Source organism: Rhodococcus sp. IEGM 1351, assembly GCF_030056875.1.
Classification (GTDB): Bacteria; Actinomycetota; Actinomycetes; order Mycobacteriales; family Mycobacteriaceae; genus Rhodococcus_F; species Rhodococcus_F opacus.
Map to the genome: position 1 here is coordinate 1 of NZ_JASHKU010000005.1, position 21709 is coordinate 21709.

The 21709-nt window shown below is 68.4% G+C and carries 23 protein-coding genes and 3 pseudogenes; 14 read left to right on the forward strand and 12 right to left on the reverse strand.

Going from position 1 to position 21709, the window contains the following annotated elements; translation table 11 throughout:
* The 3 genes and pseudogenes from QM806_RS09985 to QM806_RS09990 form a co-directional block, all read right to left on the reverse strand.
* Nucleotides 1-483: hypothetical protein (locus QM806_RS09985; RefSeq protein ID WP_283291483.1), on the reverse strand; the 483-nt coding region annotated here is incomplete at its 3' end.
* 28 nt (nt 484-511) lie between these two features.
* Nucleotides 512-688: pseudogene (locus QM806_RS41660) on the reverse strand (AAA family ATPase); the annotation flags it as partial.
* 81 nt (nt 689-769) lie between these two features.
* Nucleotides 770-1029 (reverse strand): annotated as a pseudogene (locus tag QM806_RS09990) (type I restriction enzyme endonuclease domain-containing protein); the annotation flags it as partial.
* A gap of 130 nt (nt 1030-1159) precedes the next feature.
* Between QM806_RS09990 and QM806_RS09995 the strand changes: the two are divergent.
* The 4 genes from QM806_RS09995 to QM806_RS10010 all read left to right on the forward strand — a co-directional run bounded on the left by QM806_RS09995 (nt 1160) and on the right by QM806_RS10010 (nt 4685).
* Complete coding sequence (locus QM806_RS09995) at nt 1160-1555, forward strand: low affinity iron permease family protein (RefSeq protein ID WP_005574490.1); 396 nt, start codon at nt 1160-1162, stop codon at nt 1553-1555.
* An 80-nt stretch (nt 1556-1635) separates the two neighbouring features.
* Nucleotides 1636-3189 (forward strand): succinic semialdehyde dehydrogenase, encoded by a 1554-nt coding sequence (locus QM806_RS10000; RefSeq protein WP_169695748.1) that lies wholly within the window; start codon nt 1636-1638, stop codon nt 3187-3189.
* A 2-nt stretch (nt 3190-3191) separates the two neighbouring features.
* The gene (locus QM806_RS10005) at nt 3192-3635 is read left to right on the forward strand and encodes an SRPBCC family protein (RefSeq protein ID WP_054248588.1); all 444 of its coding nucleotides are present in this window, start codon (nt 3192-3194) and stop codon (nt 3633-3635) included.
* A gap of 102 nt (nt 3636-3737) precedes the next feature.
* Nucleotides 3738-4685 carry an alpha/beta hydrolase gene (locus tag QM806_RS10010; protein WP_283291260.1) on the forward strand — a complete coding sequence of 316 codons (948 nt, stop codon included), beginning with the start codon at nt 3738-3740 and terminating at the stop codon, nt 4683-4685.
* Between the two features lie 45 nt (nt 4686-4730).
* Here QM806_RS10010 and QM806_RS10015 read toward each other — a convergent pair whose 3' ends face one another.
* Both QM806_RS10015 and QM806_RS10020 read right to left on the reverse strand, forming a co-directional pair.
* Nucleotides 4731-5513, reverse strand: coding sequence for an enoyl-CoA hydratase (locus tag QM806_RS10015; protein WP_283291261.1), 783 nt, complete (start codon nt 5511-5513; stop codon nt 4731-4733).
* A gap of 11 nt (nt 5514-5524) precedes the next feature.
* Nucleotides 5525-6496 (reverse strand): NADPH:quinone oxidoreductase family protein, encoded by a 972-nt coding sequence (locus tag QM806_RS10020; protein ID WP_265146861.1) that lies wholly within the window; start codon nt 6494-6496, stop codon nt 5525-5527.
* Nucleotides 6497-6644: 148 nt separating this feature from the next.
* Here QM806_RS10020 and QM806_RS10025 point away from each other — a divergent pair, with 148 nt between their 5' ends.
* The 5 genes from QM806_RS10025 (at nt 6645) to QM806_RS10045 (ending at nt 11377) form a co-directional block, all read left to right on the forward strand.
* Nucleotides 6645-7445: a crotonase/enoyl-CoA hydratase family protein gene (locus QM806_RS10025; protein WP_133985880.1), complete on the forward strand. Its 801-nt coding sequence runs from the start codon at nt 6645-6647 to the stop codon at nt 7443-7445.
* 79 nt (nt 7446-7524) lie between these two features.
* Nucleotides 7525-8718, forward strand: a complete 1194-nt coding sequence (locus QM806_RS10030) for a thiolase family protein (protein WP_061042174.1) — start codon at nt 7525-7527, stop codon at nt 8716-8718.
* A gap of 38 nt (nt 8719-8756) precedes the next feature.
* The gene (locus QM806_RS10035; RefSeq protein ID WP_005264856.1) at nt 8757-9518 is read left to right on the forward strand and encodes a 3-hydroxyacyl-CoA dehydrogenase; all 762 of its coding nucleotides are present in this window, start codon (nt 8757-8759) and stop codon (nt 9516-9518) included.
* Nucleotides 9519-9528: 10 nt separating this feature from the next.
* Entirely contained in the window at nt 9529-10170 is a 642-nt protein-coding gene (locus QM806_RS10040) for a TetR/AcrR family transcriptional regulator (protein WP_283291269.1), read from the forward strand.
* Between the two features lie 55 nt (nt 10171-10225).
* Nucleotides 10226-11377 (forward strand): acyl-CoA dehydrogenase family protein, encoded by a 1152-nt coding sequence (locus QM806_RS10045; protein WP_283291271.1) that lies wholly within the window; start codon nt 10226-10228, stop codon nt 11375-11377.
* 68 nt (nt 11378-11445) lie between these two features.
* Here QM806_RS10045 and QM806_RS10050 read toward each other — a convergent pair whose 3' ends face one another.
* From QM806_RS10050 to QM806_RS10060, 3 genes are read right to left on the reverse strand one after another with little or no spacing between them, the layout of a single operon-like run.
* On the reverse strand, nt 11446-12423 hold the full coding sequence (locus QM806_RS10050) for an NAD(P)H-dependent flavin oxidoreductase (RefSeq protein ID WP_283291273.1): 978 nt from the start codon (nt 12421-12423) through the stop codon (nt 11446-11448).
* 41 nt (nt 12424-12464) lie between these two features.
* Nucleotides 12465-12869, reverse strand: coding sequence for a nuclear transport factor 2 family protein (locus tag QM806_RS10055; RefSeq protein WP_005248947.1), 405 nt, complete (start codon nt 12867-12869; stop codon nt 12465-12467).
* Nucleotides 12866-13723: a crotonase/enoyl-CoA hydratase family protein gene (locus QM806_RS10060; protein ID WP_283291275.1), complete on the reverse strand. Its 858-nt coding sequence runs from the start codon at nt 13721-13723 to the stop codon at nt 12866-12868. The genes QM806_RS10055 and QM806_RS10060 overlap by 4 nt, the downstream gene beginning before the upstream one ends.
* A 109-nt stretch (nt 13724-13832) precedes the next feature.
* Here QM806_RS10060 and QM806_RS10065 point away from each other — a divergent pair, with 109 nt between their 5' ends.
* The 4 genes from QM806_RS10065 (at nt 13833) to QM806_RS10080 (ending at nt 17334) form a co-directional block, all read left to right on the forward strand.
* On the forward strand, nt 13833-14438 hold the full coding sequence (locus QM806_RS10065) for a TetR/AcrR family transcriptional regulator (protein ID WP_043793504.1): 606 nt from the start codon (nt 13833-13835) through the stop codon (nt 14436-14438).
* A gap of 62 nt (nt 14439-14500) precedes the next feature.
* Nucleotides 14501-15502 carry a YihY/virulence factor BrkB family protein gene (locus QM806_RS10070; protein ID WP_005573568.1) on the forward strand — a complete coding sequence of 334 codons (1002 nt, stop codon included), beginning with the start codon at nt 14501-14503 and terminating at the stop codon, nt 15500-15502.
* Entirely contained in the window at nt 15499-15861 is a 363-nt protein-coding gene (locus QM806_RS10075) for a PH domain-containing protein (RefSeq protein WP_005254778.1), read from the forward strand. Before QM806_RS10070 ends, QM806_RS10075 begins: the two co-directional genes overlap by 4 nt.
* A 222-nt stretch (nt 15862-16083) precedes the next feature.
* On the forward strand, nt 16084-17334 hold the full coding sequence (locus QM806_RS10080) for an MFS transporter (RefSeq protein WP_081276607.1): 1251 nt from the start codon (nt 16084-16086) through the stop codon (nt 17332-17334).
* 4 nt (nt 17335-17338) lie between these two features.
* Here QM806_RS10080 and QM806_RS10085 read toward each other — a convergent pair.
* A pseudogene (locus tag QM806_RS10085) lies at nt 17339-17797 on the reverse strand (AMP-binding enzyme); the annotation flags it as partial.
* 7 nt (nt 17798-17804) lie between these two features.
* Here QM806_RS10085 and QM806_RS10090 point away from each other — a divergent pair.
* Entirely contained in the window at nt 17805-18179 is a 375-nt protein-coding gene (locus QM806_RS10090) for an AMP-binding protein (protein WP_375154197.1), read from the forward strand.
* A gap of 52 nt (nt 18180-18231) precedes the next feature.
* Here the strand turns inward: QM806_RS10090 and QM806_RS10095 are convergent, their stop codons facing one another.
* Genes QM806_RS10095 through QM806_RS10105 form a run of 3 tightly spaced genes read right to left on the reverse strand, consistent with a single transcriptional unit; the run spans nt 18232 to nt 21543 of the window.
* Nucleotides 18232-19716: an adenylate/guanylate cyclase domain-containing protein gene (locus QM806_RS10095; protein ID WP_054248431.1), complete on the reverse strand. Its 1485-nt coding sequence runs from the start codon at nt 19714-19716 to the stop codon at nt 18232-18234.
* Between the two features lie 55 nt (nt 19717-19771).
* Nucleotides 19772-20395 carry a response regulator gene (locus tag QM806_RS10100; protein ID WP_005254770.1) on the reverse strand — a complete coding sequence of 208 codons (624 nt, stop codon included), beginning with the start codon at nt 20393-20395 and terminating at the stop codon, nt 19772-19774.
* A complete protein-coding gene (locus QM806_RS10105; protein ID WP_182623435.1) occupies nt 20392-21543 on the reverse strand; it encodes a sensor histidine kinase in 1152 nt (383 codons plus the stop codon). The genes QM806_RS10100 and QM806_RS10105 overlap by 4 nt, the downstream gene beginning before the upstream one ends.
* Nucleotides 21544-21709: the final 166 nt, after the last annotated feature.

Consider the following 21709-nt stretch of genomic DNA (forward strand, 5'->3'; position numbering starts at 1 on the left):
GGCATTCCCGGGCACGAACACCCATGCCGCGCCTGTCTTTTCACCCCGACGCACCGCCGGCAGACGGTCAATCGGTCGGTCGATTCCGGGAGCCACCGCCAATCGCGTGAAGTCATGCCGACGCGTCGCGGAATCGACTCGTGAAATGCGTTCAGAGACGACAGTCGAGGCGCCGGCTGGCGACAGCGAGGGATCTGTGAGGTTCGACTCGATGTAGAGGCGAAGTCGCGCCAGCAGGCTGCACTCGAGTGACTCCCGATGTCGTGCTTCGTCGTCGGCGGCGCTCGCGACGAGTACGCGAGCGAGCCGAACCGTCGCGCACTCGAGATGGTCGAGAAGCAGCGGAGCCGCTGCGGCCGTCCGGGCCAAGAGGTGGAGGTGCGTGCACAGCATGTCGTACAGAGGGTTCGCGGGAACCAGATACTCCATCGCTCTGGTGACAGTCGCCGCCGGCATATCCAATTGCGCGTGATCGAGATTCACCGCGATCCTTAGCCACCTGCGGATTGTCGAACCAGTACTCGGCCAGCAGCGGCGCGATCTCCGACTGGATCACCCGGAGGTACCAGCGCTCCGCGAAGTTCTCGCCCGACGCGTCGACGGATCCCGGAGTGAAGTACGAATGACCGATGCAGTAGTCCTTGCCGAGGTTCGGGTCGGTCGCGATCACCTCGTTCAGCCTGGTCATCCGTACCGCGATGCGGTCGACGACCGGTTCGTCGCACGTTCCTCTACTCTGCCGGAGTTGGGGTTGTGCTTCCTGACGGTCGGCTGCTTGTTCCTCGGCATACCGCGGCGCCATGGCCTCAATCTGTTGCATCACCTGGACGATGGCGGCCGGCTGTTGGTCTGGTGGGTATCCGTACTTGCGGAGCAGGCGCTTGATGCTGGCCCTCAGCTTGGCCTTGACGTCCTAGCGCACCGTCCAGTCCGGGTATCGCGACGCATGGTCGCCACGAGGTCGCGGGCAATGTGGGCGAGCACATCGTCGCCCATGACGTCGACGGCGGCCTCGTTCTGTGCAACTACGACGTGCGGCCGCACGGGACCGGGTGTACTACCCGGTCCCGGTCTCGCGCTGAACGTCGCGATGCCTTGAAACGGGCATATCAGCTGAAACGGGCATATCTGGAGTGGCAGCTGCGCCTAGACTCCGAAGATGGTACGCAGCGCGAAGGCTGCACGTCAGCAGCCAACCGATCAGCGTTCGGCGTTCGACAGGTTCGTCGAGCAGATCGAACTCCGGGTAAGCCAGGCGCCGTTCTTCGGGATCTGCGCGGGAGCCGTCGCGCTGTGGGTCGTCAGCATCCCACTCTGGAAGGACCTTCACGAGTGGCAGATCGCCATCCACACCGCCGGTGCCGTCTTCACGTTGCTTCTCGTGGTCCTGCTCGAGAATGCCAGCCGCCGCGCCACCGAGGCTCTGCAGGAGAAACTGAACGTCATCGCCGAGGCGCTCGCCGCCCTGCTCGATTCCTCCGCCCGGGACAACCCCGAGCTGAGGAAGGCGGAGGAGAAGTTGCGGGAGGCTGTCGGGCTCGAAGACCGGCACTAGCCATCCGCCCCTGTGACTTGGCGCACCAAGCAGGTAAGTTATGTGTAACCGCAAAAACTACTAACCAGTAGGGGTACGAAATGCCTGTTCCGTCCGCCGCCACGTTCGCGCGGCTAGCCGACCTCATCGCCATTCCGGATGCGGCGGATCGCCCGACGCGGTCCGTCGTCGAGGCGTTCACGGGTAAGGAACTGGCCACTGTCCCGGTCGGTACCGCTCAGGATGCCCAGGACGCGATCGCACGTGCCCGGGTGGCGCAGAAGGAATGGGCCACGCGTCCCGTCACTGAACGCGCCGCGATCTTCCACCGCTACCGCGACCTGGTGCTCGAGAACCGCGACGCCCTGATGGACATGGCTCAGGCCGAGACGGGCAAGTCCCGCGCCGCCGCGCAGGAGGAGGTCCTCGACATCTCGATGACCGCCCGCCACTACGCGCGCGTCGCCCCCAAGCTGCTGCGTCCCCGCCGCATCTCCGGCATGCTGCCCGGCCTCACCAAGACGGTCGTGCGGTACCAGCCGAAGGGCGTCGTCGGCGTCATCTCGCCGTGGAACTACCCCATGACGCTCGCGGTGTCCGACGCCGTCGCCGCGCTCCTCGCCGGCAACGCCGTCGTCCTCAAGCCCGACAGCCAGACCCCGTACTGCGCCCTGGCCTGCGTCGACCTGCTGTATCAGGCGGGGCTGCCGCGCGACCTGTTCGCCGTCGTCCCCGGACCGGGCTCGGTGGTCGGCACCGCCCTCGTCGAGAACACCGAGTACCTGATGTTCACCGGATCCTCGGCCACGGGTCAGCTTCTCGCCGAGCAGGCCGGTCGCCGTCTCATCGGCTTCTCCGCCGAACTCGGCGGCAAGAACCCGATGATCGTCACCGCCGGCGCGAACCTCCGTGAGGTCACCGACGCCGCCGTCCGCGCCTGCTACTCCAACTCCGGGCAGCTGTGCATCTCGATCGAGCGGATCTACGTCGAGGAATCCATCGCACCCGAGTTCACCCGGATGTTCGGGGAACGCGTCCGCAACATGAAGCTCGGCGCCGGCTACGACTTCGGCATCGAGATGGGCAGCCTCGTGTCCGAGGCTCAGGTCAAGGCCGTGTCCAGCCACGTCGACGATGCCGTCGTCAAGGGCGCCACCGTGGTCGCCGGCGGTAAGGCGCGCCCCGACCTCGGCCCCCTGTTCTACGAGCCGACCGTCCTGACCGGCGTCCCCGAGGACGCCGAGTGCTACCGCGACGAGACGTTCGGGCCGCTGGTCTCGATCTACCCCGTCGCCGACGTGGACGAGGCGATCGAACGCGCCAACGACACCGAGTACGGCCTGAACGCCAGCGTGTGGGCGGGTACCAAGGCGGAGGGCGAGGCCATCGCCGCCCGGATCCACGCCGGAACCGTCAACGTCGACGAGGGTTACGCCCCCGCGTGGGGCAGCACCGGTGCGCCGATGGGTGGCATGGGAGTGTCCGGTGTCGGCCGCCGCCACGGCGACGACGGGCTCCTCAAGTACACCGAACCGCAGACCATCGCCACCACCCGCATCCTCAACCTCGGCGGCCCGCGTGGACTGTCGCCGAAGGTGTGGGCCAAGATCATGCCGCCTTTCGTGAAGGCGCTGCAGTGGATTCCGGGCCGCTAGACGTGGACAGCGCGCGCATCCTGATCGACGTCCCGCCCGGCGAGGTGTGGGACGTGGTGACCGACGTGGAGGGCATGGGCCGGTTCAGCCCCGAGAACACCGGGGCGCGCTGGACGTCCGGCACTCCGGTGACCGTGGGGGCGCGGTTCGTCGGCGCCAACCGGCACGGGGCGGTGCGGTGGAAGACGCACTGCACCGTCGTGGATGTCGTTCCGGGTCAGAGGTTCTCGTTCGAGGCGGACGAGCCGAAGGCGCGCTGGACGTATCACCTCGAACCCTCCGGCGCGGGCACACTCGTCACCGAGACCCGGGAGATCTACGCGACGCCCGTATGGTGGGTGCGGCTGGTGCAGAAGTCGAAGGTGCTGGGCAGCAACCGCGACCAACTGATGCAGGACGGGATGAGGCAAACCCTCGAGCGCATGAAAGTCGCCCTCGAGAGCTGATTTTCCACCCTGGGGTGCCGATTCTTCACCCTAGGGTGGCTGGCGCCGCTGTCCGCAGGGCCTGAGACTGGACCATGTCCACACCTCTCGGAGGCGCCTCCCATGAATCCTCGGCCGACATCCGTCGAAGCTGGTCGGTCGTGCCCTGACGTCCGCCGTGAGGACGTGTGGTTCCCCTCGCGGGGACAGCGCTGCGCCGCCTGGCTGTACCGGCGCCATTCCGAAACCCCTACGGCAGCACCCTGTGTGGTGCTCGCGCACGGCTGGAGCGGGGTGCGCGAGCAGAGACTCGACGCGTTCGCGGAACGGTTCGCGGCCGCGGGAGTCACGGCGCTGGTGTTCGACTACCGCTACTTCGGTGCCAGCAAGGGCGAACCCCGCCAACTGCTCGACATCGACAGTCAACTCGACGACTGGGACAGTGCCGTCGCGTTCGTGCGCAGCCGCCCGGACATCGACCCCAGCCGCGTCGCGCTCTGGGGAACGTCACTGTCCGGCGGACTCGTCCTGACGGCGGCCGCGCGGGACCGGCGCGTGGCCGCGGTCGTGTCGCAGGTGCCGTACGTCGACGGTCTGACGAACCTTCCGCGACTAGGCATGGCCGGGCTCGGCCGCATGGCGGTCGCCTACCTGCGGGACCGGTACGCCCAGGTGCGGCACCGGCCGCCGTACATGTTTCCCGTCGTCGGGCCGCCGGGCTCGTTCGCGGCCATGACCACACCCGACGCGGAGGCGGGATATCACCGGATGGATCCGCCCGGTTCGACGTGGCGCAACGAAACCCCGGGGCGGGTGGCGTTGCAGGCAGCGCTGTACCGGCCGACGACGACGGTCGCGAAGATCACCTGCCCCGTCTACTTCGCCATCGCCGACCACGACGTCGTCACCTTCACCCGCAGCGCGCAGAAGGCCGCGGCCAAGACCCCGGGCGCCGAGGTGCACGTGTACCCGGGCGGTCACTTCGACCCCTACTTCGGCGACCTCTTCGAGCGGGTGGTCGCGGACGAGACCGACTTCCTCGTCCGCCACCTCCGTCCACCGGCGGGTTAGCTAGTCACCGTGCCGAACTGTTCGCGCAGAACGCCTCGTAGGTCCTCAGCCGCGGCCGAACACGGCGGGACGCTTGTCCAGGAACGCCGCGACACCTTCCCGGAAATCGGGGGCGGCGAGGAGGTCGAGTTGGCCCGTGCGCTCGCGGGCGAACGCGTTGTCGAGTTCGAAGAGGGTGGCGTCGTTGACAGCGTCCTTGGTGAAGTGGAAGGCCTCCGTCGGTCCGTCGGCGAGACGTCGCGCGAGGGCGTCGACTGTCGCGGCGAACTCGTCGTCGGGGACCACGTCGGCAATCAGCCCGGCCGCGAGAGCCTCACGTGCGTGCAGTCGTTCTGCCAGAAGCGCCATCTTCAGTGCGCGAGCGCGACCGACCGACGCGGCGACCAGTGCGGTGGCACCACCGTCCGGCATCAGGCCGACCTTCGTGAACGCGAGCAGGAAATAGCTCGACTCGGTGGCGATCGTGAGGTCGCAGGCCAGGGCGAGGGAGACCCCGACGCCGGCGGCGGGACCGTTGACCGCGCCGATCACGGGCCGGGGGAACGCGCGAATCGTGGCCGCCGTGCGGTTCGCGGCGTCGATCGTCGCGGACGACGGCGGGCCGGAGACGTTCTCGCCACCCAGGTCCGCGCCCGTGCAGAACGCGCGACCGGCGCCGGTGAGGACGGCGGCTCGGACCTCCCCGTCGCCGGTGTGCTTGTCGAATGCGTCGGTGACGGCGTCGAGGGTTTCGGTGGTGACGGCGTTCATGCGGGCGGGGCGGTTGAGGATGACGCGGAGGACGCCGTCGTCGACGGTCGTGTCCACGCCGGGAATGTCGGAGCTCATGGGGATCCTTGTCAGGAAGGGCGGACGGAGAGGGCGATCTTGCCGGTGGCGGAACGGGTTTCGAGCGTCCGCAGTGCGTCGCCGGCATGTTCGAACGAGTAGGTGGTCGGCTCGGCGATCTGCAGCGCACCGGATTCGAGGAGCGGGCCCAGGGCCGCCCACTGCCTGCTCGTGTAACCGGGGTTGGTGCGCACGTACTCGCCCCAGCCGGCCCCGAGAACGGAGATATTACGCAGGAGAAGGCGATTGACCTTGACGGTGGGGATCTCGCCGCCGGTGAAGCCGAGGACCACCAGCCGCCCGTTGGGCGCGAGGCTGCGCAGGCTGTCGGTGAAACGGTCGCCGCCCACCGGGTCGAGGATGATGTCGACTCCGCGGCCTCCGGTGAGGTCGCGGACCCGGTCCTTCCAACCGTCCACGAGGACGACATGATCGGCGCGGTTGGCCTTCGCGATGCCGGCCTTCTCCTCGGTGCTGACCACGGCGATCGTCTCGAGACCCAGCGCGGCCGCGACCTGCAGTGCGGCGACCCCGACACCGCCGGCGGCGCCGTGCACCAGCACGGTCTCGCCGGTGCGGTAGCGGGCGCGCTCGTCGAGGGCGAAGTGCACGGTGAGGTAGTTCATCAGGAAGCCCGCCCCGGCAGTCAACGACACCGAATCGGGCAGCGGGAACACCGAGTCCGGCTCCACCGCGACGGTCTGCTGCCACGCTCCGTCCGACGCGAGGACGGCCACCCGCTGCCCGGTCCGGATGCCGCTGTCCTCGGGTGCGCTACGGACCACGCCCGCGCCCTCGACGCCGAGTACGAACGGCAGTTCGCGGACGATCTGGTAGCTGCCGGTGGTCTGCAGCAGGTCGGGGAACGACACTCCGGCGGCGTGCAGATCCACGACCACGAGGCCGGTGCCGTCGGGTTCGTCGATCTCGGTGAGCTGGACTCCGGCGGGGCCGGAAGCGGTGGTCAATTGCTGGGCATACACGTGGTGATCTCCTCCGTCGGTCCCTGAATATCCATACCAGACGCAACTGAACGGGCGCTAGATAAATTCGATCATTGACCGTGCCTGTGACGCCGTGGTACTAACTTTAACGAGCGATCAGTAATCATGCCAAGGCGGAGGATGAGACGTGCCAGAACAGACGGAGACGACGGAGGCAGCCGCACTGTGGGAGCGGCGCGGAGGCATCGGCATCATCACGCTGAACCGCCCCAAGGCGCTCAATGCGGTGAACGGCGCGTTGTCGACCGCAGTGGGCAGTCTGCTCGAGCAGGCCGAGAACGACCCCGAGGTGCGAGTGGTCGTCGTGACCGGGTCCGGCCGCGCGTTCTGCGCGGGCGCCGACCTCAAGGCACTGGCGTCCGGCGAGAACACCGCCGCGGACGGGCATCCCGAGTGGGGATTCGCCGGGTACGCACAGCACTGGATCAGCAAGCCGACCATCGCCGCGGTCAACGGATTCGCCCTGGGCGGCGGCACCGAACTGGTCCTCGCCAGTGACCTCGCGGTCGTCGATGAAGAAGCGGCCCTCGGGCTACCCGAGGTCAAGCGCGGACTGTTCGCCGCCGCCGGCGGCGTGATCCGCCTGCAGCAGCAGATCCCGAAGAAGGTCGCGCTGGAAATCGCACTCACCGGCGAGCCGATCACCGCGGCGCAGGGCAAGGAACTGGGCCTGGTCAACCGTGTCGCCCCGGCAGGCACCGCCCTCGACGTCGCGCTCGAACTCGCCGAGCAGATCGCCGCCAACGCACCGCTGTCGGTGCGCGAATCGAAGGCCATGATCCACCGCACCGCAACCGAACCCGACTGGGGCGACGGGGCGTGGGAGGCGAACAACGCCGCCATCGCGACCATCTTCACCAGCGCCGACGCCAAGGAAGGCCCGACGGCGTTCGCCGAGAAGCGCCAGCCGGTCTGGCAGGGCCGCTGACCCGTGAGTACTTGTTAACGCCCCGCGGTTAATAAGTACTCACGGGCGGCGCAGCCGCACACTATCGAAAGGGAACATCATGACCAACGCTGTCATCGTGGACGTCGTCCGCCTCGCCTCCGGTAAGGGCAAGCCGGGCGGTGCGCTGTCCGGCACGCACCCGGTCGAACTGCTGGCGCACGTGCTCCGGAGCATCGTCGAACGCAACGGCATCGACCCCGCACAGGTCGACGACGTCATCGGCGGCTGCGTCGGACAGGCCGGCGAGCAGGCCCTCAACATCTCCCGAACGGCGGTGCTGTCGGCCGGCTTCCCGGATTCGGTTCCGGCCACCACCGTCGACCGCCAGTGCGGCTCGAGCCAGCAGGCGGCGCACTTCGCCGCGCAGGGCGTGATCGCCGGCGCCTACGACATCGTGATCGCGTGCGGTGTGGAGTCGATGTCCCGCGTTCCGATGGGCACGACGACCATCGGTCAGGACGCGTCCGGTCCGGGCATCGCCGCCCGCTACCCCGAGGGCCTGGTCAACCAGGGCATCTCCGCCGAACTGATCGCCGCCAAGTGGAAGTTCGACCGGGACACCCTCGACGCGTTCTCCGCGCAGTCGCATCAGCGTGCCGCCGACGCCTTGTCGAAGGGCTTGTTCGACAAGGAGATCGTCCCGATCTCGGTCACCAACGCCGCCGGTGAGACGGTGACCCACACCGCCGACGAGACCGTGCGCGCCTCCACCACCGCCGAGGGACTGTCCGGGCTGAAGTCGTCGTTCTACTCCGAGAAGTACGCAGCCCGGTTCCCCGAGGCGCAGTGGCACATCACCCCGGGCAACTCGTCGCCGCTGACCGACGGCGCGTCCGCGGCGCTGATCATGAGCGAGGAGATGGCGTCGAAGCTGGGGCTGACCCCGCGGGCCCGGTTCCATTCGTTCGCCGTTGCCGGTGACGACCCGGTCTTCATGCTCACCGCGCCGATCCCGGCGACCAAGAAGATCCTCGCGAAGTCGGGACTGAGCATCGACGACATCGACGCCTACGAGGTCAACGAGGCGTTCGCGCCGGTGCCGCTGGCGTGGGCGCACGAATTCGGGGCCGACCCGGCCAAGCTCAACCCGTGGGGCGGCGCCATCGCGCTCGGGCACGCACTCGGCTCGTCGGGCACCCGGCTGCTGAGCACGCTGGTCAACAACCTCGAGGCCACCGGCGGACGCTACGGCCTGCAGACCATGTGCGAGGGCGCGGGCATGGCCAACGCCACCATCATCGAACGCATCTGACCTACCTCCCGAAAACCCTGCTTCCGAAAGGTATAGACATGATCGTCAACGACAGCGTCGCACTCGTCACCGGCGGCGCCTCGGGCCTCGGCCTGGCCACCACCAAGGCCCTGCTCGCCGACGGCGCCAGCGTCGTCATCATCGACCTGCCCTCGTCCAACGGTGAGACCGTCGCCAAGGAACTCGGCGACCGCGTGCGCTTCGCCGCCGGCGACGTCACCAGCGAGGCCGACGTGTCCGCCGCACTCGATGTCGCGGAGTCGCTCGGGCCGCTGCGTGTCGCCGTGAACTGCGCCGGCATCGGCAACGCCATCAAGACCGTGAGCAAGAACGGCGCGTTCCCGCTGGCCGACTTCACCAAGATCGTCACCGTCAACCTCATCGGCACGTTCAACGTGATCCGCCTTGCCGCCGAGCGCATCTCGAAGAACGAGCCGATCGACGGCGAGCGCGGCGTCATCATCAACACCGCCTCCGTCGCCGCATACGAGGGCCAGATCGGTCAGGCCGCGTACTCCGCGTCCAAGGGCGGCGTCGTCGGCATGACCCTGCCGATCGCCCGCGACCTCGCGTCGCTGCTGATCCGCGTCAACACGATCGCTCCCGGCCTGTTCAAGACGCCGCTGCTCGGATCGCTGCCCGAGGCCGCGCAGCAGTCGCTCGGCGGTCAGGTTCCGCACCCCTCGCGTCTCGGCGACCCGTCCGAGTACGGCGCGCTCGCCGCGCACATCGTCAGCAACCCGATGCTCAACGGTGAGACCATCCGTCTCGACGGCGCCATCCGCATGGCACCGCGCTGATCGGCGACCTGTGACTCTGCACGAGGACGGGCCGACCGCGACGGAGCCGGTGTACGCCGACTGGCGGACGTTCGAGGCGCTGCCGCTGACGCCCATCCTCGAGCAGGCACTGGATCTGTTCAACGAGAACGGTTACCACGGCACGACGGTGCGGCAGATCGCCCGTCGTGTCGGGGTGACCGTTCCGGCCCTGTACTACCACCACGAGAGCAAGGAAGCCGTTCTCGTGGCCCTGTTCGAAATGCAGATGCGCGAACTGAACGACCGCGCCGAGGCAGCCGCCCGCGAGGCCGGCGACGACGTGGTGGTGCAATTCTCCAACGTCGTCGAGGCGATCGTCCTGTACATGACGTACCGAGTGCGGCACGTGTCCCTCGACACCGAGTTGCGGCACGTCTCGGCCGACAGCCGCAGCCGCTACGCCGCGACCCGCAAGCGGCTCGAGCTGATGATGATCGACCTCGTCGCCGACGGCGTCGCCCGCGAGGTGTTCCACAGCGGGGACGTCCCCGAGACCGTGCGCGCCCTCCTCGGGATGTGCCAGTCCATTCCACGCTGGTTCCAGCTCGGTGGAGCACTGACCCCCGAGCAGGTCGCCGGCCGCTACGTCGACATCGCCCTACACACCGTCGGGTATCTACCCGCCCGCTGACATCGCGCCGGGTCCACCGAGCCGGACGAGCTCGTCCCGGCGACAAGGAGAGACCATGCAGCGCACACTTTTCGAGAAGGATCACGAAGCGTACCGGGAGACCGTGCGCGAATTCCTCGCCCGCGAGATCGAGCCGAATTACGAACGGTGGGAGTCGGACCGGCTCATCGATCGCTCGGCGTGGCTGGCGGCCGGCAAGTCCGGGATCGTCGGACTCGGTGTGCCCGAGGAGTTCGGTGGCTCGGGCGTCACCGACTACCGCTTCCGGTACGTCGTCGCCGAGGAGATCGCCCGCACCGCGACGACGTCGTTCGGTTCGGGACTGTCCCTCCAGGACGACATCGCCATCCCGTACATCGTGAACCTCGGCACGGACGAGCAGAAGCAGCGGTGGCTGCCGGGCATGGCCGCGGGCGAGCTGATCGGCGCCATCGCGATGACCGAGCCCGGTACGGGCAGCGACCTGCAGGGCGTGAAGACCACCGCGGTGCGGGACGGTGACGAGTGGGTGATCAACGGTCAGAAGACGTTCATCACCAACGGCATTCACTCGGACCTGGTCATCGTCGTCGCCCGTACCGACCCGAGCGCCGGTTCCAAGGGCTTCTCACTCCTCGTCGTGGAGCGGGGCATGCCCGGTTTCAGCCGGGGTCGCAAGCTGCACAAGGTCGGCCTGGCCGGTCAGGACACGGCCGAGCTCGTGTTCGAGGACGTGCGGGTGCCCGCCACCAACCTGCTCGGCACCGAGGGCCGCGGCTTCGTTCACCTCATGGAAAACCTGCCCCTCGAACGCATTTCGATTGCGGTCAGCGCCATCACCGCCGCGAAGGCCGCCTACCAGTGGACGAGGGACTACGTGTTCGAGCGTAAGGCGTTCGGGAAGCCGATCGGCGATCTGCAGAACACCCGGTTCGCGCTGGCGGAGATGCTCACCGAGATCGAGGTGACCGAATCGCACATCGACCGGTGCGTACTCGCCTTGAACGCAGGCGAACTCACCGCCGTCGACGCGTCGAAGGGCAAGTGGTGGGCCAGTGAACTGCAGAAGCGTGTCGTCGACCGCTGCGTCCAGTTGCACGGCGGCTACGGCTACATGATGGAGTACCCCATCGGCCGCGCGTACGTCGACAGCCGGATCCAGACGATCTACGGCGGAACCACCGAGATCATGAAGGAAATCATCGGTCGCGACATCGCGGCAGGATAGGCGGCTCCGCCGCCCGTGCGCCTTTTTGGTTGTCCCAGTTACCAAAAAGGCGCACGGGCGCGAAGCGCCTAGAGCAGGCGGGCCCTCGCTTCGGCGTACTCGCGGGTGAGGCGTTCGACGATCTCCGCGGCCGGGACGACGGCGTCGACGGCGCCGATGCCCTGTCCGGCGCCCCAGATGTCGCGCCAGGGCTTGGCTTCCGTCTTCGCGGCGGTGTCCGCGTCCTCGCCGACACTGAAGTTCATGGCGGACGGGTCCGACACGGCGAGGTTGTTCGGGTCGAGTCCGGCGGCCTCGATGCTGCCCCGCAGGTAATTGCCGTGCACGCCGGTGAACAGGTTGGAGTAGACGATGTCGGACGCGGTGGAGTCGACGATCATCTGCTTGTAGCCCTGGTCCGCGTTGGCCTCTTCGGTGGCGATGAACGCGGATCCGATGTAGGCGAGGTCGGCGCCGGCGGCCTGCGCGGCGAGGACCGAGCGGCCGTGAGCGATGGAGCCCGACAGCAGGACCGGCCCGTCGAACCACTCGCGGATCTCCTGGATCAACGCGAACGGCGACAGGGTGCCCGCGTGTCCGCCGGCGCCGGCCGCGACGGCGATGAGGCCGTCGGCGCCCTTCTCCACCGCCTTCTTCGCGAACTTGTTGTTGATGACGTCGTGGAGGACGATGCCGCCGTAGCTGTGGATGGCCTCGTTGACGTCGGCGCGGGCGCCGAGGGACGTGATGACGATCGGGACCTCGAACTCGACGATGGTGGCGAGATCCTCGTCGAGACGGTCGTTGCTCTTGTGGACGATCAGGTTGACCGCGTACGGCGCGGACGGTGTCTCGGGGTTGTTGGCGTCGTGCTTGGCGAGGGCTTCGGTGATGCGGGTGAGCCATTCGCGCAACACCGGCTGCGGGCGGGCGTTCAGGGAGGGGAACGATCCGACGATGCCCGACGTCGACTGGGCGATCACCAGGTCGGGACCCGAGACGATGAACATCGGCGACGCGACCACGGGCAGGCGAAGCCGGTCTTGCAGGATGGGGGGCAGGCTCATGAATTTCTCCTTGATGCAGTGGTGTACGACGATGCAGTGGTTTACGACTGGGAGAGCTGGGCGGCCATCAGCGGGATGAGCGCCTGCAGGCCTTTCACGGGACGGACCATCACCTTGAACGACGTGATCTGGTCGCGGTCGTTCCAGTGGAAGAGGTCGATGCCGTTGACGTGGATGCCGTCGAGTTCGGTGGCGAATTCCAGGACCGCCGAACGGTCGCCGTACCACTCCTCGACGTAATGGAAACCGGTGCCGTCGAACACGGTCAGGGCGGCGCCGAGATACGCCAGGACCTTCGCCTTCCCTTCCTGCGGAGTGAACACCGCGGGGGAGGAGAACACGGCGTCGTCGGCGATCAGGGCGTCGAGGGCGGCGAGGTCGCGATGTTCGACGACGTGGTGCCAGCGGTCGACGACGCCGGGGCGGGCAGGCAGTGCGGCGGTCATCCGCGGAACGCCGGGGTCGGAAGGTCTTCGCCGAACACGTCCGGCAGGTCGTCGCGGACGCTGTCGGGGAACACGGCGGGCCGCTTCTCGAGGAACGCGGAGATGCCTTCGCGCGCGTCCGGCCCGATGCCGCGGATGTTGATCCCGCGTGTCTCGACGCGGTGCGCGATCATCGGGTGCTCGGCGCCGAGTGCCCGCCACATCATCTGGCGCGACAGCGCCACCGACACCGGGGCGGAGTGCTCGGTCAGGCTCCGGGCCAGAGCGTACGCCGCGTCGAGCAGGGATTCACGCGGATACAGGTTGTACACGAGGCCGGCGTCGAAGGCCTCCGTGGCGGGGAACACCCGGCCGGAGTACACCCAGTCGAGGGCCGTCTGCAGGGGGACGAGGCGCGGCAGGAACCAGGTCGAGCAGGATTCGGGGACGATGCCGCGGCGGTTGAAGACGAATCCGATGCGGGCGTCGTCGGCGGCGAGGCGGAAGTCGGCGGCGAGGGTCATCGTGATGCCCACTCCCACGGCCGGTCCGTTGATCGCGGCGATGATCGGCTTGCGGGATTCGAACATCCGGAGCACCACGCGGCCGCCACCGTCGCGGCGGGCGTCGGCGTCCTCGTCCTCGTCCTGCCAGTGATCGAACGTGGCGGCACCGGCCGACAGGTCTGCGCCCGCGCAGAACGCTCGTCCGGCTCCGGTGAGCACGATCGCCCGGACGGAGTCGTCCGCGTCGAGCTGGTCGTAGGCGGCGATCAGTTCGTTCTCCATGGTGGTGGTGAACGCGTTGAGCTGGTCGGGCCGGTTCAGGGTGATCGTCGCGATACCGTCCGCGACGGCGAGTCCGATGTGATCCACCGCACCAGCATGACATTGTTACCGAACGATCGCTAGAGCGGGTTCTGTGACGGGACCCACTACCCTGGAGTGGTCGTGTGACGATCGGAGCGGGGACGGAGACCGAGGAATGTGCGCTGCAAGGGTGGCCGCCGTGAGCACGGGTACCGGGCGGCAGGTGATCCTCGACTCCGCGGTGGCCAACATGAACGAACGCGGCTATCACGGCACGTCGATGCGGGACATCGCCCGCGGCGCCGACATCACCGTCGCCTCGATCTACCACCACTTCGCGTCGAAGCAGGAGATCCTGCAGGACATCATGGTGCGCGCGCTACACGACGCCATCGCCATGACGCGCGGTGCGCTGCTGCGCTCGGGTGGCGCCCCCGCCGACCAGTTGCAGGCGCTGATGCGGGCGTGGGTCATGTTCCACACCACCCGCCAGCTGGACGCGATGGTCGGCGCCACCGAGATACGCAGCCTCGACGACGCCGGCCGCCGGCTCGTCGTGGCCCTCCGCGACGAACAGGAACACCTCTTCCGCGACGTCGTCGAGCGCGGTGTCGAGGAGGGCGACTTCGCGACCGAATTCCCGCGGGACGCCGTCCGCGGCATCATCAACATGGGCCAGTCGGTGTGCACGTGGTGGCGCGCCGACGGTCCGCTGAAGCCCGAGGAACTCGCCGAGCGCTACGCCGACCTCGCCCTCGCGATGGTGAAACCGACCGTCTGATCGCCGTGGCCGCGACCCGGGCAGAATCGGGGTGACGGGTTGGCGCGGAAACGGAGCGTGAGATGAAGTTCGCCAGACGGCTCGACGCTCTCCAGCAGAGGTACCCGGCGATGGGCTTCCCGATCGCCGTCACGTACAAATTTCTCGACGACCAGGGCGTGTACCTCGCGGCGTTGATCGCCTACTACGGGTTCATCTCGCTGTTTCCCCTCCTGCTTCTGCTGTCGACGGTGCTCGGGTTCGTGCTGTCGGGACACCCCGAACTGCAGCAGGACATCATCGACTCGGCACTGAGCCAGTTCCCGGTCATCGGCGCCGACCTGGCCGACCCGCACCGGATCGGCGGCGGGGTGACGGGTCTGGTGATCGGACTCGTCGGTGCCCTCTACGGCGGACTCGGGGTCGCGCTGGCCAGCCAGAACGCGATGAACACGGCGTGGTCGGTGCCCCGCCACATGCGGCCCGACCCGATCCGAGGCCGGTTGCGGGGTCTGCTGTTGCTCGGCACGATCGGTCTCGCCGTCCTCGGCACCGCCGCGGTGGCGGCGGTCGGCGCCGCGACGCACCTGTCCGGATCGTTCACCGTGCTTCTCATGCTCGCCGCGATCACGATCAACTCCGCGATCTTCATCCTCGCCTTCCGGCTCGCCACTGCCCGGCCGCTGTCCGTCGCCGACGTCGCGCCCGGCGCAGTCGCGGCAGCCGTGGTGTGGCAGGTGCTCCAATCGTTCGGTGCCTATTACGTGAGCAAGGTGGTGAGCACGGCGTCCGTGACGAACGGGGTGTTCGCCGTCGTGCTGGGGTTGCTGGCGTTCCTGTTCCTGGCCGCCGCGGCGATCGTGGTGTGTGTGGAGATCAACGTCGTCCGCGTCGACAGGCTGCACCCGCGGGCGTTGCTCGGGCCGTTCACGGACAAGGCCGACCTCGTGGAGGGTGACAGACGGACGTTCACCGACCAGGCGAAGGCGCAGCGCGCGGTACCGCACGAGGGCATCCACGTCACGTTCGACGAAGTTTCTGCGAAGATGGACAGGCCTGGACCGCCGTCGAAGGAGGAACCATGACCGACCCGATCTTCGACAAGTCGGAACAGTTGAAGCAGGTCCAGCAGGGCATCCTCCCCGGAGAGTCGATCATCGCCGTGTACGACTGCATCGGCGCGGGCACCGGCTTCCTCGGGATCACGAACCTCCGCGTCGTGATCCAGGACAAGAGCTTCGTCGGCAAGCGCACCGCGATCACGTCCATCCCGTACAAGAACATCCGCTCGGTCTCGTTCCTCAGCAACAAGTCGTGGGCCGGCCAGTTCTTCTCCTCCAGCAGCATCGCCCTCGACGTCGCCGACACCACGTACGAGGCCGACTTCCGCGGCATGGACAAGGCCCACCACGTGCACACGGTGATCCTCGAACACATCACGTGACGTAGGTCGCTCTGCTCCGGTGCGTCGCGCCAGGTCACGGCGACGCACCCACACGCTGCGCCGGTGAGTGGAATCACGCCTGCGCGGATTATCAATTCGCTTGCGGCCTCGCCCATACTGGTACGAGCCGGTGTGCCACCATCTCGGCCCGGTTCATCCTCAGGCGAGTCCATTGGACGTGCTCGCCGATCCTACGATCAGCCCGACGGGAGTCTCGCTGCCATGACGCCGCCTGCAGTTCACCTCACCGAACCTGCGGTCACCGCTCGTCCGTCTCTGCGTCCGCGGATTCCGTCGCCGAGTCGGCGGGGCGCGATGCTGGCGCTTGCCCTCGGCGGGTTCGGTATCGGCACAACGGAATTCGCGTCCATGGGTCTGTTGCCCGCGATGGCTGCGGGGACCGGGGTGTCGGAGCCGGTTGCCGGGCACTTTGTCTCCGCGTACGCGCTCGGCGTCGTCGTCGGGGCGCCCACGATCGCGGCGCTGGCCGCCCGCGTCGAGCGGCGCACGCTGCTCATCGCGTTGATGGCCACGTTCGTCGTCGGCAATCTCGCGACCGCGCTCGCCCCCGGGTACGAGTCGCTGCTGGCGGCCCGGTTCCTCGCCGGACTGCCCCACGGTGCCTACTTCGGGGTCGCAGCGCTGGTTGCCGCGCACCTGGCGGAACCGGGCAAGCGTGCCAAGGCGGTTGCGACCGTGATGATGGGTCTGTCGGTGGCGAACGTGGTCGGGGTGCCTGCGACGGCGTTCTTCGGTCAGATGCTGGGCTGGCGGTCCGCGTTCGTGCTCGTGGTGATCATCGGAATCGTGACGCTGGTGGCGTTGGCGCGCCTCGTCCCGCCGCTGGCGGGGGTGCACGTGAGCAACCCGGTGGCCGAACTCGGGGCGCTGAGCCGGGTGCAGGTGTGGATGACGCTGATCTTCGCGACGGTCGGGTTCGGCGGCTCGTTCGCGGTGTACACGTACATCAGTTCGACGCTCACCGACGTGTCCGGGTTGCCGCACGCGATGGTTCCGGTGGCGTTGATGCTGTTCGGTTCGGGAATGATCCTCGGCAACGTCGTGGGTGGCCGCATCGCCGACAACGCGGTGGTGCCCGGGCTGTTCGGGTGCATGATCGCCCTGATCTGCGTCCTCGCGCTGTTCATCGTCGCCGCCCACAACCCGGTGACGGCGCTGATCGTGCTGTTCTTCATCGGGATGGCGGTGACGGCGATCTTCCCTGCCGTCCAGTCGCGGCTGATGGACGCGGCGGGTGACGCGAAGACGCTCGCGTCGACGCTGATCCACGGCGCGTTCAACCTCGCCAACGCGGGTGGTGCGTGGATCGGTGGTGTCGTGATCGCGGCCGGATACGGCTACACCGCCCCGGCAGCCGTCGGCGCCCTCCTCGGCGTCGCCGGACTGATCGTCCTCACGATCGCGGTCCTCCTCGACCGCCGGCGCCGGGACGAACCGGCCGCCGGCGGCTGACGGTTCAGGCGGGAAGGGCTCGGGCGGGAACCTGGACTGAGTAGCGCTCTCGTAGCGTGCCCTTGACGAGTTTCCCGGTGGGGGTGCGGGGGAGGTCGTCGCTGAAGACGACGTTCCGCGGGACCTTGAACCGGGCGAGCCGGCCCCGCACGTGGTCGAGGAGTTCGCCGGCCAGCGCGTCGTCCCCGGTCACACCCGGAACGGTCTGGACCACGGCCAGCACCGATTCACCCATCTCCTCGTCGGGGATCCCGATCACCGCGACGTCGAGGACGGCGGGGTGTCCGGTGAGGATGTTCTCGATCTCTTGCGGATAGATGTTGACGCCGCCGGAGATGATCATGAACGACTTCCGGTCGGTGAGGAACAGGTTCCCGTCCTCGTCGAGGTAGCCGGCGTCGCCGGTGGTGGTCCACGTCGGGTGTTGCGGGTGCTGGGCGTCGCGGGTCTTCGCGGGGGAGCTCGCGCTGTTGTCCCACAACTGCTGGCAGTACCCGGTGCTGAACTTCGCGACCGCCCGGCTCGGTGTGGTCCTCGTGCCGGTCAACTTCATGCTGACCGGCGGGGAGATCGGATACATCCTCGACGACTGCGCAGCCGACGCGTTCGTCGTCGAGGACGCCCTGGTGCCGGTTGCCGAGAAGGCCCTCGCGGAATCGAAGGGAAGCGTCCGGGTGCGGGCGACGATCCCGCTCGGCGATGCGGCCACACCGGACGGCTGGCGTCGCGCCTCCCTCGCCGTCGCCGGAGCGATCGGGCTCCTCTGCCTCGTCGCGATCGTCCGGAAATACTCGACGCCCGACGTCCAGCAGGCGACCGCCCGCCGGTCCACCGTGGCGGTGTGAGGTGACGTGAGTGGCAAAGTGTGCTGACGCACGCTTTGCCACTCACCTGGGGTCAGCGGGACAGTCGGCGCTGCCTCGCGTTGGCGGCGCCGACGAGCGCGCGCAGTGCCTGCGGTGCCCGCTTCGCGGTGCGCAGGATGGCCTGGTCGATCATGCCCAGCTTCGGCGCGAGTCGCGGAACGGTCCGGGGCGCGTGGTCCGCGTCGGTGAGGGAGTAGAGGGGCCAGCGGTCGGGAACGCCCTTGAGGTCGTGTTCCCCGGCGTCGGCGAACCGCAGTCCCGAACCCACCACGAGATCGCGCACGGTACGGGACACCAGCACTTCGCCGGCGCGGGCCGTCGCTCCGATGCGCGCGCCGATGTGGACGGTCATCCCGCTGACGTCGGGACCGTTGCGCTCGACCTGCCCCGCGTGGACGCCGGCCCGCACCTCGAGCCCGAGTTCGGTGGCGCCGTCGACGACCGCCCGCGCGCACCGGACCGCGGACGCGGGACCGTCGAAGATGCTGAAGGTGCCGTCGCCGGCGACATTGAGGAGCCGCCCGCCCGCCTTCTCGACGTCGTCGCGGACCTGCCACTCGTGCGCGGCCCGGAGGTCGCGGTAGGCGGCGTCGCCGATCCGCGCAAGCACCTCGGTGGACCCGACGACGTCCGTGAACAGTACGGAGGCCAGGTACCGGCCGGCGTCGGATGCCGGGTGCCCACCGGTGGCCAACTGCTCGACATGGTCGATGATCGGCTTCCACGCCTCCCCGAGCGACGCGCCGGGCGGCGACGGCGGCAACAGGTGGAAACTGCCGGCCGGGATGCGGTCCGCGACGTACTGCGAGGCGGCCACCGGCACCGGACTGCCGGGGACCAGCAGCGCCCGCGCCGGGCATTGGATGGACGGCAACGTGTCGGAGTAGTCGAGCCGGAAGATCCACTCGAGATGGGCCTGTGCGACCGCAGGTGTCGCGGAACTGCGCTCGAGCATCGCCATCAGCCGACGGTTGAACGCCGAGTCCTCCTGGGGATCCCACAGGGGAACCGTGCTGCCCGACCCCCAGTTCCGGGCGGCCCCTCGCCACTCGTCGACGAATTTGTCGCGTTCGGCGCCGGTCCAGCCGGAGGGGTCGTGGTCACCGCCCAGGAGGCGTTCCGCGAACGGCTGGATCAGGACGACGCCGGTGACCCGTTCCGGTGAGCGGGCGGCGACGAGTGCGACGGCACCGCTCCCGCTGGCCACCCCGACCAGCACGGCCTGCCGCATCCCGACCTCGTCCATGATCGCGACGATGTCGTCGGCCTGCTGCTCGAGTGTGGGCAGGTGCTCGACCGGGTCGGACAGCCCCAGCCCCCGCTGCTGGAAGTACACCGTGCGGGCGAACGTGCTGCCCCGTTCCATCAGGTAGTGGATCTGCGGGTCCGTCCACATGAGGTCGAGGTGCATGTTGATCTCGAACAGCCACACCACGTCGCGTTCACCCGCGCCCACCACCTGGTACGCCAGCGCATGCCCGTCCCGCTGCACGTAACGGACGGCAGGTGGGTCCATTTCCCCAGCGTAAACGCATGTGAGTGGCAAAGTGTGCGTCCGCACACATTGCCACTCACCTGGGGAGGGTGCCCAGCTCGCGGGCCCGGGCGATTGCGGAGGTCCGGGACTTGACGCCGAGTTTGCCGAAGATGTGGACGAGATGGGACTTCACGGTGGTCTCGGAGAGAAAGAGTTCCTTGCCGATCTCCCGATTGGACCGCCCGGCAGCCACCAACGTCAGCACCTGGATCTCCCGTGGGCTGAGGCTGGTGGCAGGTCGGCGTACGCGGGTCATCAGTTTCGACGCCACGGCCGGGGAGAGGACGCTGTCGCCGGCCGACGCCGCGCGGACGGCGGCGAGGAGTTCGGGCGGGGGAGTGTCCTTCAGGAGATATCCGGCGGCGCCGGCCGCGACCGCGTCGAGGATGTCGGCGTCCGTGTCGTAGTTGGTGACGACCAGCACGTGCGGTGGGTTCGGCAGGGACCGCAGGTTCCGGGTGGCGTCCACACCCGAGGTGCCGGCGCCGAACCGGAGGTCCATGAGTACGAGGTCGACCGGAGTCGTCGCGCACAACGCCACGGCGGCGTCGGCGGTGGCAGCCTCACCGACCACCTCGATGTCGTCCTCGTGCTCGAGGAGGGCGCGCAGGCCCGCGCGAACGATCGCATGGTCGTCGGCGAGCAGCAGTCGGATCATGCGCCGACCTCGAGCGGGAACGACACCGCGACCGCAGTCAGTCCGGGTTCCGACTCCACCGACATCGACCCGTCGAGCAGCTCGACGCGTCGCCGAATCGAATTCAGCCCGAACGCTTTCGACGGTTCACGGTCGAGGAGTTCGACATCGAAGCCGACGCCGTCGTCGACCACGTCCAACCGGACCGCGTCCTCGTAGTAGGTGAGCGTGATCGCCATCCGGGATGCGTGTGCGTGCCGGACCACGTTCGACACCGCACCCTGCGCGATCCGCACCAACGCCGCCTCGACGGGCATCGGCAACCGCACCGGCTCCCCCTCGACCACGGCAATGGTGTCGAAGGTGTCGCTCCTCGCCTGCGTGCAGATCCGCGCGAGCGCCTCCGCGAGTGACTGCCCGTCGAGGACGGCGGGTGTGAGATCGCCGATGAGCTGACGGGTTTCGGCGAGGCTGTCGGCGGCCGTCTCCCGCGCCAACCGGATGCGGTCCCGGGCGGGGTGGTCGGGGGCGGCACGTTCGACGGCGTGGAGCAGCATCTGAATGCTCGACAGATCCTGCGCGACGGTGTCGTGGATCTCGCGTGCGAGCCGCTCACGTTCGGCCAGGGAGCCGGCGGCACGTTCCTGCTCGGCGAGTTCGGCTCGGGTTCGGGTCAATTCGTCGATGAGGCGATCGCGTTCGACAGCCTCCCGGTACAACGCCCGGTAGCCGAGGCCGATCGCCACCGCGACGCACGCGCCGATCACCGGGCCGACGACACCCGCGACACTCCAGCCGCGGTGCATTCCGGTACCCACGACGGCCACGACGGTCGCGGCTGCGACCGCCAGGACTCCCCAGCGTCGCGGCAGCAGATGCAGGTACAGAAAGAACAGCCCGAACGCGAGATAGGCGGCGTCGGGGGCGAGGACCATCAGCGCCACCCACAGAGCCGTCAGCGCGGCGAGCCACCACGCCCCGCGCAGACGACGCGTCGCTCCCGCCGCGTACACCGCGAGAAACGCCACCGACAGCACCACGATCGCCGGTGCCTGTGGTGCGTCCGGAAGGACGGCGCGCAGGATCACGACTGCAGTGAGCGCCGCGATCAGCGCATGCAGTCCCAGTTGGAGACCCGCGAACACGGGCGTGAGAGGGGAACGGTGCACCCCGCCCAGCTTATCGACGCGACCGCACCCGGCATCCATCGAAAGTCGGAACGCGCACCCGACCTTCGACCACCGAGAATTCCACCCCACGTGCGATGGAACCGTCTCGTGCCCGGGGCACGGTGAGTTCGGAGGCCGTGAGCGCCGCCCCGGCCCGCATCGACTG

What these genes read in the sequence shown, in the direction of transcription:
- QM806_RS10015 (WP_283291261.1), bottom strand. Translation starts at nt 5,513, where the DNA reads ATGAGCTCCGACATTCCCGGCGTGGACACGACCGTCGACGACGGCGTC.
- QM806_RS10070 (WP_005573568.1), top strand. Translation starts at nt 14,501, where the DNA reads ATGAAGTTCGCCAGACGGCTCGACGCTCTCCAGCAGAGGTACCCGGCG.
- QM806_RS10035 (WP_005264856.1), top strand. Translation starts at nt 8,757, where the DNA reads ATGATCGTCAACGACAGCGTCGCACTCGTCACCGGCGGCGCCTCGGGC.
- QM806_RS10050 (WP_283291273.1), bottom strand. Translation starts at nt 12,423, where the DNA reads ATGAGCCTGCCCCCCATCCTGCAAGACCGGCTTCGCCTGCCCGTGGTC.
- QM806_RS10080 (WP_081276607.1), top strand. Translation starts at nt 16,084, where the DNA reads ATGACGCCGCCTGCAGTTCACCTCACCGAACCTGCGGTCACCGCTCGT.
- QM806_RS10075 (WP_005254778.1), top strand. Translation starts at nt 15,499, where the DNA reads ATGACCGACCCGATCTTCGACAAGTCGGAACAGTTGAAGCAGGTCCAG.
- QM806_RS10065 (WP_043793504.1), top strand. Translation starts at nt 13,833, where the DNA reads ATGTGCGCTGCAAGGGTGGCCGCCGTGAGCACGGGTACCGGGCGGCAG.
- QM806_RS10000 (WP_169695748.1), top strand. Translation starts at nt 1,636, where the DNA reads ATGCCTGTTCCGTCCGCCGCCACGTTCGCGCGGCTAGCCGACCTCATC.
- QM806_RS10010 (WP_283291260.1), top strand. Translation starts at nt 3,738, where the DNA reads ATGAATCCTCGGCCGACATCCGTCGAAGCTGGTCGGTCGTGCCCTGAC.
- QM806_RS09995 (WP_005574490.1), top strand. Translation starts at nt 1,160, where the DNA reads ATGGTACGCAGCGCGAAGGCTGCACGTCAGCAGCCAACCGATCAGCGT.
- QM806_RS10055 (WP_005248947.1), bottom strand. Translation starts at nt 12,869, where the DNA reads ATGACCGCCGCACTGCCTGCCCGCCCCGGCGTCGTCGACCGCTGGCAC.
- QM806_RS10030 (WP_061042174.1), top strand. Translation starts at nt 7,525, where the DNA reads ATGACCAACGCTGTCATCGTGGACGTCGTCCGCCTCGCCTCCGGTAAG.
- QM806_RS10045 (WP_283291271.1), top strand. Translation starts at nt 10,226, where the DNA reads ATGCAGCGCACACTTTTCGAGAAGGATCACGAAGCGTACCGGGAGACC.
- QM806_RS10095 (WP_054248431.1), bottom strand. Translation starts at nt 19,716, where the DNA reads ATGGACCCACCTGCCGTCCGTTACGTGCAGCGGGACGGGCATGCGCTG.
- QM806_RS10100 (WP_005254770.1), bottom strand. Translation starts at nt 20,395, where the DNA reads ATGATCCGACTGCTGCTCGCCGACGACCATGCGATCGTTCGCGCGGGC.